The 10,543-nt window shown below is 51.1% G+C and carries 8 protein-coding genes; all 8 read right to left on the bottom strand.

Annotated features, from left to right (window positions below):
• Positions 1-645: 645 nt before the first annotated feature.
• Positions 646-1,875 (bottom strand): NADH:ubiquinone reductase (Na(+)-transporting) subunit F, encoded by a 1,230-nt coding sequence (gene nqrF, locus MXE41_RS02605; protein WP_246978104.1) that lies wholly within the window; start codon positions 1,873-1,875, stop codon positions 646-648.
• 9 nt (positions 1,876-1,884) lie between these two features.
• Positions 1,885-2,484 carry an NADH:ubiquinone reductase (Na(+)-transporting) subunit E gene (nqrE, locus tag MXE41_RS02600; RefSeq protein ID WP_246978103.1) on the bottom strand — a complete coding sequence of 200 codons (600 nt, stop codon included), beginning with the start codon at positions 2,482-2,484 and terminating at the stop codon, positions 1,885-1,887.
• A 5-nt stretch (positions 2,485-2,489) separates the two neighbouring features.
• Entirely contained in the window at positions 2,490-3,149 is a 660-nt protein-coding gene (locus MXE41_RS02595) for an NADH:ubiquinone reductase (Na(+)-transporting) subunit D (RefSeq protein ID WP_246978102.1), read from the bottom strand.
• A complete protein-coding gene (locus MXE41_RS02590; RefSeq protein ID WP_246978101.1) occupies positions 3,150-3,932 on the bottom strand; it encodes a Na(+)-translocating NADH-quinone reductase subunit C in 783 nt (260 codons plus the stop codon).
• Positions 3,925-5,169 carry an NADH:ubiquinone reductase (Na(+)-transporting) subunit B gene (locus MXE41_RS02585; protein ID WP_348647409.1) on the bottom strand — a complete coding sequence of 415 codons (1,245 nt, stop codon included), beginning with the start codon at positions 5,167-5,169 and terminating at the stop codon, positions 3,925-3,927. Before MXE41_RS02585 ends, MXE41_RS02590 begins: the two co-directional genes overlap by 8 nt.
• A 3-nt stretch (positions 5,170-5,172) precedes the next feature.
• Complete coding sequence (locus MXE41_RS02580) at positions 5,173-6,525, bottom strand: Na(+)-translocating NADH-quinone reductase subunit A (RefSeq protein WP_246978100.1); 1,353 nt, start codon at positions 6,523-6,525, stop codon at positions 5,173-5,175.
• A 1,893-nt stretch (positions 6,526-8,418) separates the two neighbouring features.
• Positions 8,419-9,930: an AmpG family muropeptide MFS transporter gene (locus MXE41_RS02575; RefSeq protein ID WP_247099242.1), complete on the bottom strand. Its 1,512-nt coding sequence runs from the start codon at positions 9,928-9,930 to the stop codon at positions 8,419-8,421.
• Between the two features lie 90 nt (positions 9,931-10,020).
• A complete protein-coding gene (locus MXE41_RS02570; RefSeq protein WP_246978098.1) occupies positions 10,021-10,515 on the bottom strand; it encodes a YajQ family cyclic di-GMP-binding protein in 495 nt (164 codons plus the stop codon).
• Between the last annotated feature and the right edge of the window lie 28 nt (positions 10,516-10,543).

The following is a 10,543-nucleotide window of genomic DNA, read 5'->3' as shown; positions in this document are numbered from 1 at the left end:
GTAGAAAAGCCTTCTTTGCTTTTCGTTAAAGTCACCAGCCTCAAGCAGCTGATTAATAGAATCTTTGTTTAAAGTGACCTGAATCTGGTTTGCCATAAGGTTCCTCCGTTCAGGTCATTATACTTAAAAAATATAAATCATTTTAATTACCTACAGTTCCTTAGATGCCTTATTGATAAATATGAGGAAGACTGGGCACTGGGATGCGGGGCTATGTTGGGCAAACGCTATGGCAGCTGAGCGCTGGGATGCTGGGTTCTGAGGGAAAGTGCGATGTCAGCGGTGGGCGGGGTGCCTGGTTCTGTGGGCAAAGCGCGGTGTCAGCGGAGGGCTGGGGTGCCTGGTTATGTGAGCAAAGCGCGATGTCTGCGGAGGCAGGGTTGCCAGGCGCTGTGATCAAAGCGCGATGGCTGATGGGCGCTGTGATGCCATGTTATGTCGGGAGCGCGATAAAGGTTGACGCGCTGCTGCTGGCTGGTCAGGGTAATGGGAGGGCGGAGGTGACTTAGGTGGCGGAGGCGGGTTGGACCTGGTGATGCAGGTGCTGTGATGATGCTGCGAATAAAAAAGCCCCGGCCTGTTAAGGTCGGGGCTTTTTTGGATGGCTGCTCTGGCCGTCAGGCCAGGGCAGCACGGTGACATGCTTTAGGCACCAAAGTTATCGAAGAGGATGTTCTCGTCTTCAACACCGAGGCTGTGGAGCATATCAACACAGGACTTGGTCATCATTGGAGGGCCGCACATGTAGAACTCGCAGTCCTCTGGAGCCTTGTGGTTCTTCAGGTAGTTCTCATAGAGAACGTTGTGAATGAAGCCGGTAGCACCAGTCCAGTTATCCTCTGGCATAGGCTCGGAAAGGGCCAGGTGCCAGGTGAAGTTTGGATGATCCTTGGCCAGCTGGTCGAACTCGTCAACGTAGAAGGCTTCCTTCAAGGAACGGGCACCGTACCAGAAAGAAATGCGACGCTTGGAGTCAAGACGCTTTAACTGATCAAAGATGTGGGAGCGCATTGGGGCCATACCGGCACCACCACCGATGAATACCATCTCGTTGTCGGTCTCACGGGCGAAGAACTCACCAAATGGACCGGAAATGGTGACCTTGTCACCAGGCTTGAGGCTCCAGATGTAGGAAGACATGATGCCTGGCTTGATTTCCTTGAGCTGACGCAGAGGAGGGGTAGCAATACGCACGTTAAGCATAATGAGACCCTTCTCTTCAGGATAGTTGGCCATGGAGTAAGCACGGATGGATGGCTCATCAACCTTGGAAACCAGGTCGAACAGACCAAAGTGATCCCAGTCGGCACGGTACTGCTCAGGGATATCAAAGTCCTTGTAGTACACAGTGTGGGCAGGGGCCTCAATCTGAATGTAACCACCGGCGCGGAATGGAACTTCCTCACCCTCAGGTACACGCAGACGGAGCTCCTTAATGAAGGTAGCTACGTTATCGTTGGAGATAACTTCACATTCCCACTTCTTAACACCGAAGATCTCAGCTGGAAGCTCGATCTCGCAGTCACCCTTGAGGGTAACCTGACAGGCAAGACGCCAGCCTTCACGGATCTGACGCTTGGTGAAGTGAGAGAACTCGATAGGTAAGACGTCGCCGCCACCCTTGGTGACCTTGACCTTACACTGACCGCAGGCACCACGGCCGCCGCAGGCTGAGGAAACGAAGATACCCTTGTCGGATAAGTCATTTAACAGCTTGGTACCGGCCTGGCACTTAAAGCCTAAGGATTCATCACCATTTACACCAATGGTAATGTCTCCAGAATTAACTAAGAAGCGCTTGGCGATGAGGATCAGGGCAACTAATACAGCTACCAGGATCACAAACATCACAACGCCTGAAACGATTGTAAACATGCTTACTCCTTAGAGCGAAATGCCGGAGAAGGACATGAAGCCGATAGCCATCAGACCGGAGGTGATGAACACCAGGCTTAAGCCACGTACGCCTGCTGGAGCATCGGAGTACTTTAAGCGCTCACGGATAGCAGACAGCAGTACGATTGCGATTGCCCATGAGGCACCGGAACCAAAGCCGTATACCACAGACTCTGCGAAGTTGTACTCACGCTGAACCATGAAGGAAACACCTGCGAAGATAACGCAGTTTACAGTGATTAATGGCAGGAAGATACCAAGGGCACTGTAAAGTGATGGTACGAACTTGTCCAGGAACATTTCCAGAACCTGAACCAGAGCAGCAATAACACCGATGTAGGTAATGAAGCTTAAGAATGACAGGTCGAGACCTTCAACCAGTGCATTTGGCTTTAAGACGTAGGTGTTAACAAGGTTGTTTACTGGAACAGCAAGGATCTGCACCATGATAACGGCGGCGCCCAGACCTGCGGATGTAGTAACTTTCTTGGACACAGCCAGGAAGGTACACATACCCAGGAAGAAGGCCAGAGCCATGTTCTCGATGAAGATACTCTTAACGAGCAGAGAAAGATAATGTTCTACCATTGTTATTAACCCTCTCTGTGAGTCTCGTACTCAGGCTGCTCAACCAGGTCCTTACGGAAGGTCTTAACAACCCAGATTAACAGGCCTACCAGGAAGAAGCCGCATGGTGGCATGATGAGCAGACCGCATGGTACGTACCAGCCGCCGTTGTTTACAGTCTCGAATAAGGTAATGCCGAACCAGGAACCGGAACCGAATACCTCACGGACAGTGGCGATGATACATAAAACAAGCATGTAGCCCAGACCGTTACCAATACCGTCAACCATGGAGGTCATTGGAGGGTACTTCAGAGCGAAGCCTTCAGTACGACCCATAACGATACAGTTGGTAATAATCAGACCTACGTATACGGATAACTGCTTGGACAGGTCATAGGCAAAGGCCTTTAAGACCTGGTCAACCAGAATTACCAGGGAGGCAATAATGGTCATCTGAGCAATAATACGTACGGAACTTGGAATGTAGTTACGGGTGCAGGAAACTGCGAGATTGGCCAGAGCACAAACGCAGGTTACGGAAATACCCATAACGAATGCTGTCTTCATGGAAGAAGTAACAGCCAGGGAAGAACAGATACCCAGAACCTGAACCATTACCGGGTTATTGGCAATGAGCGGATCCAGAAGTACCTCTTTCCAAGTAGGAGTCTTTGCGTCACTCATTTAGAGCTCCCCCTTGCGAACATTTTCTAAGAAGGCCTTGTAGGCAACGTCGAACCAGTACTTGGTTGCGTTGTCAACACCACGTGCAGTCAGGGTAGCACCAGACAGGGAATCTACGTCGTAGTCCTTGCCCTCACCGTTGTGATCAGGGGTCTTGGTGATGTTGAAGCCACGGGTGCCGTCTTCACGGGTAATCTTCTTGTCTACCCATAAAGCCTGCCAGCGTGGGTTGTCAATCTCACCACCCAGACCTGGGGTCTCACCGTGGCTGTAGAAAGTTACGGCCTTCATGGTGTTGCCGTCGGTGTCAACAGCCAGGTAACCGTAAACGGTTGACCATAAAGCCTGACCGTAGAAAGGCAGAATGTAACGGACTACATTGCCAGCCTCATCCTTGGACAGATATACAGGCATTAACTTTGTGCGGGTACGGATACCGGCATAGTCAACGTCTGAAGGAATGGCGGTGTTGAACTCAGGGTTCTTGGCTAAAGACTGGAAGTTGTAGGCGTCAGCCTCGTTGTTAGGATCTTCAACGAACTTGCCGGTTTCGAGGTCAAGCAGCTTGGCCTCAATGTGAGTCTTGTAAGTTGCAGCAACAGAGCCCTTAATGTCAAAGCCGGAAACACGCAGGATATTTACCTGACGGTCATTGGCAATGGCGGCCTGCTGGAATGGACCTAATGCAACTACGGCACTGGAAACTACTACCGAGCATACTAAGCAGAAGCCGATAATAACAACGAAAGTGCCAAATACGGAGTCCTTATTGAGCTTAAGCACGGGCAAGTCTCCTCTTGATGTTGCGGTCGGTTGCTAAGTAGTCGAACAGCGGAGCCCAGCAGTTGGCAAACAGGATGGCGAGCATCATGCCTTCTGGGTAGGCTGGGTTAACGACACGGATAAGCACAACCATGACACCGATTAAGATACCGAATGCCCACTTGCCACCATTGGTGAAAGAAGAAGACACTGGGTCGGTAGCCATAAAGACGGTACCAAAGGCAAAGCCACCTAATACTACGTGCCAGATGAAGGTCATGGAGAACATGTAGTTGGTGTCAGAGCCGATAGCATTGAACAGGGAGGAGCAGATGAATGCGCCGACCAGAATGCCGACCATGATACGCCAGGAAGCAATACCCAGAATCAGGATGAAAGCAGCACCGAGCAGGATGCCCAGGGTGGAGCCTTCGCCCAAGGAGCCTGGGATGTTACCGAGGAATGCATCCATCCAGGTGATCTGCTCGCCCATGGTGTTGATCAGGGCAGCCTCACCACCTTCAGCCCACTGTGCCAGCGGAGTAGCACCGGTGAAGCCGTCAACTGGAACCCAGCAGGCGGTACCGGAAATGGAGGCAGGGTAGGCGAAGAAGAGGAATGCACGGCCGGTTAAGGCTGGGTTCATGAAGTTACGGCCGGTACCACCGAAGATTTCCTTACCGATCACAACGCCAAAGGAGATACCCAGGGCAGCCTGCCATAATGGAATGGAAGGTGGAACGATTAAGGCAAATAAGATGGAGGTAACGAAGAAGCCTTCACTGATCTCATGACCACGGACGATACAGAATAATACTTCCCAGAAAGAACCTACGGCGAATACGACGATGTAGATTGGCAGGAAGTAAACAAGACCGATAAGGAGCTTGCTGCATACGCCGGCATCAGCACCCAGAGAACCACCGAGCATCTGTACGATGGCGTAGTGGTAGTCAGAGCTGAACAGTGAGTAGCTGGCAGATGCGAGCTCGGCGCCGTTAGGCAGGCTGGCAAAAGCCATTACGGTCTGATCGCCAACGTTGTACCAGCCATAGATCATGGCAGGGAACACGGCGAAGAAGACAACGATCATGATGCGCTTGAGATCAAGGTAATCGCGCACGTGAGTGTTGCCGGTAGTTACATGACCGGAGGAATAAAGTAAGGTGAAAGTGCCTTCGTAGAGAGGGTACATCTTTTCGAGTACGCCACCCTTCTCAAACATTGGGGCAATTTTCTTAAAGAGACTTAACAACACGTATTAGCCCTCCAGCTCGATCTTGGTCAGGCTGCGACGGATGAGACGGCCGTAGTCGGTCTTGCCTGGGCAAACATAGGTGCACAGGGCAACGTCTTCCTCGGAAAGCTCGAGAATACCAAGAAGCTTGGCCTGATCGACGTCATTGATCTCAATGGAACGAAGTAACATGGTAGGCTCAATATCAAGAGGCATAACCTTCTCGAACTGACCGACCGGCACCATTGGACGGCTGCCGCCGTTGATTGAAGTATTGAAGATGTATTCGGATGGCTTGAACCATGAGGAGGCATAGGCATTGGAAGCAGAGTGACGCTTTAAGCCCAGGCCCAGCCAGCCCTTGAACAGGATGTCGTGCATCTTGCCTTCTTCAATGATTGATACCTGAGAGTGGTAACGACCAAGGTAGGCAAAAGCGCCGACAGCATTATTACCCCACAGTACGGAGCCGGAGATTACACGTACGCCATACTCGGAAGGAATGATCTCATTGGCAGAGAGCTCGGCAACGGAAGCACCCAGAATGGTCTTGACCAGACGTGGCTCCTTGGCGTTAGGACCGGCAATGGAGATAACGCGCTTGTTGTACAGCTCACCCTCAGTGAAGAGGTGACCAATGGCAATAACGTCCTGATAATTGATATGCCATACAGTCTTGTTCTCGGAAACCGGATCCAGGAAGTGGATATGGGTGCCGGCAAGACCAGCAGGGTGAGGACCTACGAAGATCTCTTCTGCAATTTCAGGAGCCTTGCATAAAGGAATGGACTTGTCGTCGTGGCAGACAAATACCTTTACGCCAAAACGGCTTAATACGGCCTGACCTGCGACAAAGGCATCAGCCTCGGCAGCAATCAGAGGACCTGCCTCAGGAGCCAGCGGGCTGGTGTCCATGGCGGTGATGAAGATGGAGTGTGGCAGGCTGTTGACATGAGGTACCTTGTCAAAAGGACGGGTACGGATGGCAGTCCACATGCCGGACTCAATCAGCTCACTCTTTACGTCTTCCAGTGACAGCTCGAGCAGCTTGTCAGCAGGAGTCTTCTTGAACTCGACACCCTTAACTGACTCGTCTACTTCGATAACGAGCGACTGGAATGCTCTACGCTCGCCGCGGTTGACTGCAACAACAGTACCAGAGGCTGGAGCGGTAAATCGTGTTCCAGGGTTTTTCTTGTCCTCGAACAGTACCTGGCCTTTTTTAACAGCTGAACCAACTTCAACAGCCATGGAAGGACGCAGACCAGGGTAGTCGCTGCCGATAATGCCGACATGCTTTACCACTGGACATGCGCCTATTGACTGCTCAGGTTGGCCGCTGATAGGCAGATCCAATCCTTTTTTGATGTTAATCATAGGCGGTTCCAATACAAAACATTAAGGAGTAAAACTCCACGTACTTCAGACTGACCTCTGTGCAGTGCCACAACGCTTATGGGTATCAGAACAGCTATAACCGCAGGTTTACACCGGGCCTTCCTGTACTGACATTCCACGGAACACCTCATCACTGAGGCGGCCGTGACGTGTCGGCGAGCAGGCACATTGCCTTACTTTTGTCAGATGTCATTGTTCATCAGCGCCGATACCTTGCAGGTACCGGGCCACGAGATGACAGCCGACGAAATCCGATGGGGTTCCCAAGAACACTCACTGTTACAAAAATCCTGTCAGCTACAATCACAAGCCCCATGTCAAAGCGCATAGCGCCATGCACTGCCAATCGCTGGCCCGAATTCTTATCTGAGGCGCTCACCGCACTTTACTTGTCATGCTTTGTCAGGTGGTCCCGGGTACCTCTGACATTCTGTGTCCAGAGCATCCACGGAGGCTTAAAGCCTGCGACCACACTTATGCCAGCCTGACAGGCGCACACGCTTTACATAAGATATGGGAACTGTCGATTGTTAGCACTAATAAGAAAAACTTAGGGCAAAATCTTTGAATCAGCCTGAGGGTCACAACAAATTACTAAGGGCTAATAAGTCCACTGGCGGGAATGTACTCCTTATCACTAAACCCATTAGTGTCTTAAGAAATTGTCGTGAATTGAGGTTGTCTCACCTGATCAGAATATTATGTTACGGCCTGAAATGAGACGCCCGTCACATGCTGATTTGTGAGAAATTTATGAGTGAAATCAGGTACCTGCACCGTTAATTCAGAGGCAGGCATCAAGCACCAAATTTTAACACAAAATGACGGTCGTATCTAAGTCAACAGCCGCGAGCTTACGCCTTTGTGACAAAGCTAAAAAAATCTGAACCACCTGCCATGACCCCTGGATGTTATCGATACTTTATAAACTTGCTTAACTAATTCCAATGTCACATTGATACAAGTCAAAATGCACTCTGATTCTCTGGACAAAATAACATCCAGATCAGATCACCAGTGGCATATATCTTTTATCTCTAGATACTATCAAAAGGCACTTTCAGGGCGCTCTCAAAGCCCGGTTTACCATTGCAGCCCAGGTATTTCACATCTCTGAATACTTCGGTCTTTCCCCAGGCTCATTAAGCACAAATGTTACTGTTACAAAACATGTAACATTAGTTTTCCTAATAATATAAAAGTTGTCAGACAATCTTTACTGACAAATTCAGATGTAAATTTGTCAAATCTGTGCCCCTTATTAAATCACGCGCGTCTATACACTCACATCTATGACATACAAGGATCCAGGACAAAATTACCCGGCCTCATAGCCCCCTTGCCGCCGCCTGATGCCATTCCCCCTGCAACCACGCCTTTGCCCCTGCTCCATGCCCTGCTCTGCTCACCATCATTTATGCCCTGCTCTACTAACCTGCAGGCATGGCTCCTGCCAGCCTGCATACATGGCCATGCCCCTGCTCAACGCCTGTCTGCAGCCCTGCCCAGCCCCTGCTCACCAGCATTCATGCCCTGCTCTACTAACCTGCAGGCATGGCTTCTGCCCGCCTGCATACATGGCCATGCCCCTGCTCTTTGTCATACTGCAGTCTATTAAGCCGGGGCACAAGGCGACTGTGAATGTATGCCAGGCACGGCAGTTTTGCGCAGGCTTACTGGCATGCATGCTGGCATGCATGCCAGGCTGCATGCAGCAACATTGAATAGACCGTCTGCAGATACCAAAACAGCGCATACCTCTCTTGAAGCATGCGCTGTTATATGACGCGGTTTCGGCCAGACCGCCGGGGCAGGCCGTCGACCATGGCTGGCTGGGCCAGGCATGGCAGCAGGAGCGTTTTGCCTTGGGCATCAGGCTGATTTCATGTCCGACTCGCTGCTGTTAAACGGTGCCACTTTAAGGAGCAGTACCATGCCTGGTACGGCCAGTACGGTACACAGTACAAAGAAGTCCTGCCAGCCCAGGTACTCTACCAGGTATCCGGTGATAGCGTTACAGAAGGTGCGGGGAATGGCCGAAAAGGAGGTCAGCAGCGCCAGCTGTGTAGCTGTATAGGCCGGGTTGGTCTCACGGGCCAGGAAGGCCACAAAGGCAGCTGTTCCCAGACCGCCACCGCCGTACTCACAGACCAGTACCAGTGAGAGCAGCCATACAGATGGTGTGCCCTGCTGACCAAGATGAGCCAGCAGCACAAAGCCCAGAATGGTAATCATCTGGATAAAGCCAAAGACCCACAGGGCGCGGTTAATGCCCAGCTTGAGCATAAAGACACCACCCAGCAGAGCGCCTGCTACAGTGGACCACAAACCTACATTTTTGGCCACTACGCCAATGGTGGTCAGGTTATAGCCAAGATCCATGTAAAAAGGAGTAGCCAGAGCAAGGGCCATGGAATCGCCAATTTTATACAGAAAGACAAAGCAGACGATAAAGATGGCGTATCCGATGCCACGACGGCCAATAAACTCGGAAAAAGGCTCAACAATGGCTGCCTTTAAGGTGCGTGGTGTATTACCGCAATCCTTTTCTTTGAGGAAGAGCGAAAGAACAAGACAGGGGAGCAGACAGGCGGCGGTAAATGAAAAGACGGTCTGCCAGGAGAAGAAGTCAGCCATGATAAGCGAGACACCACCTGGTATCAGTCCGGCTACTCGATAGGCATTGACGAAAATTGCATTACCAAGGCCCAGCTCATTGTCTGGCAGGAACTCACGACGGTAGGCATCAAGCACGATATCCTGAGTCGCTGAGGCAAAAGCCACGAGGGTAGCAAGAGCAGCTACCACCATGATGGAATCACGTGGATTTACAAAGCCCATGGCCGCGATTGATCCGATAAGGATCACCTGCGAGAGTATGATCCAGCCTCTGCGGCGCCCCATGGAGAAGATCTGATAGCGGTCTATAAAAGGCGCCCAGACAAATTTCCAGGTATAAGGAATCATCATCAGGGAAAAAGCGCCAATGACCTTGAGATCGAGGCCCTCTTTGCGCAGATAGGCGGCCAGCAGATTGATAAGCACAAACAGAGGCATGCCCGAGGCAAAGCCTGTGATCATGCAGATGCCCATTCGTTTGGAGAAAATCTCATGCAGCAGCGAGCGCTTACCGCCCAGGTCATCATCAAGAGCATCCTCTGATGCGCCTGCGCCTGCAGCGGATGCGGCAGCTGCGCCAGCTCCGGCTGCAACAGAGGCTGCTGCAGTTGCAGCAGCTGCAGATGCAGCAGCTGTATCTGTGGCTGCATTGTCTGGAGCGTCAGCACCAAAGTGGTACTGAGATGTGTCAGGGGATGACTGGGAAGTGCTGAGCTCAGGATATGGGGCTTGATCCTGATCAGGATTTTGTTGTGCTTGAGACATGGACGGCTCTCTGGGGTTAATGATGCACAGACAATAAGGCCGTACTGAAAGCCTCTGTTGCTCCCGGTACGGCCGTGAACTTAACTTATCTTAGTCGCGGAAGTTGTTAAACTGCAGCGGCTGGCCCAGATCACTGATTTTGGCCTTTACGGCAGCAATGGCAGCCTGCAGATCGTCGCGCTTCTTGCCCTGAACACGTACAGTGTCGTCATTCATCTTGGCGTCGACCTTGATCTTTTCATCCTTGATGATTTTGACAATCTTCTTGCCCAGTTCCTTGTCGATACCTACCTTGAAGACTACCTGCTGCAGTGACTTCTTGCCAGAGCGGGTAATTTCCTTGAACTCGGCACAGCCTGGCTCAATATTTCTCTTGATCAGCTTCTGGGTGAGGATATCGTCCATCTGCTGAATCTGGAACTCTTCATCAGCCTCGAGCTTTACTATGTTGTCAGCCTTGACCAGTTCAAATGAGGCCTCAACACCACGGAAATCAAAACGGGTCTGAAGCTCACGGTTGGCGTTATCAACTGCATTCTGCAGCTCGTCTTTCTTCAGCTCGGAAACAATATCAAATGATGGCATGTCATTCCCCTTTTACTTTGACTTGGGC

Source organism: Anaerobiospirillum sp. NML120449 (genome assembly GCF_023051105.1).
Taxonomy (GTDB): Bacteria; Pseudomonadota; Gammaproteobacteria; order Enterobacterales; family Succinivibrionaceae; genus Anaerobiospirillum.
The sequence above is the reverse complement of the archived record's forward strand: the minus strand, read 5'-3'. Positions and strand labels throughout refer to the sequence as shown.

Bases quoted from the DNA above. Each gene is read 5' to 3' on its own strand.
- nqrF (WP_246978104.1), bottom strand. From the start codon at position 1,875: ATGTTTACAATCGTTTCAGGCGTTGTGATGTTTGTGATCCTGGTAGCT.
- nqrE (WP_246978103.1), bottom strand. From the start codon at position 2,484: ATGGTAGAACATTATCTTTCTCTGCTCGTTAAGAGTATCTTCATCGAG.
- MXE41_RS02595 (WP_246978102.1), bottom strand. From the start codon at position 3,149: ATGAGTGACGCAAAGACTCCTACTTGGAAAGAGGTACTTCTGGATCCG.
- MXE41_RS02580 (WP_246978100.1), bottom strand. From the start codon at position 6,525: ATGATTAACATCAAAAAAGGATTGGATCTGCCTATCAGCGGCCAACCT.
- MXE41_RS02575 (WP_247099242.1), bottom strand. From the start codon at position 9,930: ATGTCTCAAGCACAACAAAATCCTGATCAGGATCAAGCCCCATATCCT.
- MXE41_RS02570 (WP_246978098.1), bottom strand. From the start codon at position 10,515: ATGCCATCATTTGATATTGTTTCCGAGCTGAAGAAAGACGAGCTGCAG.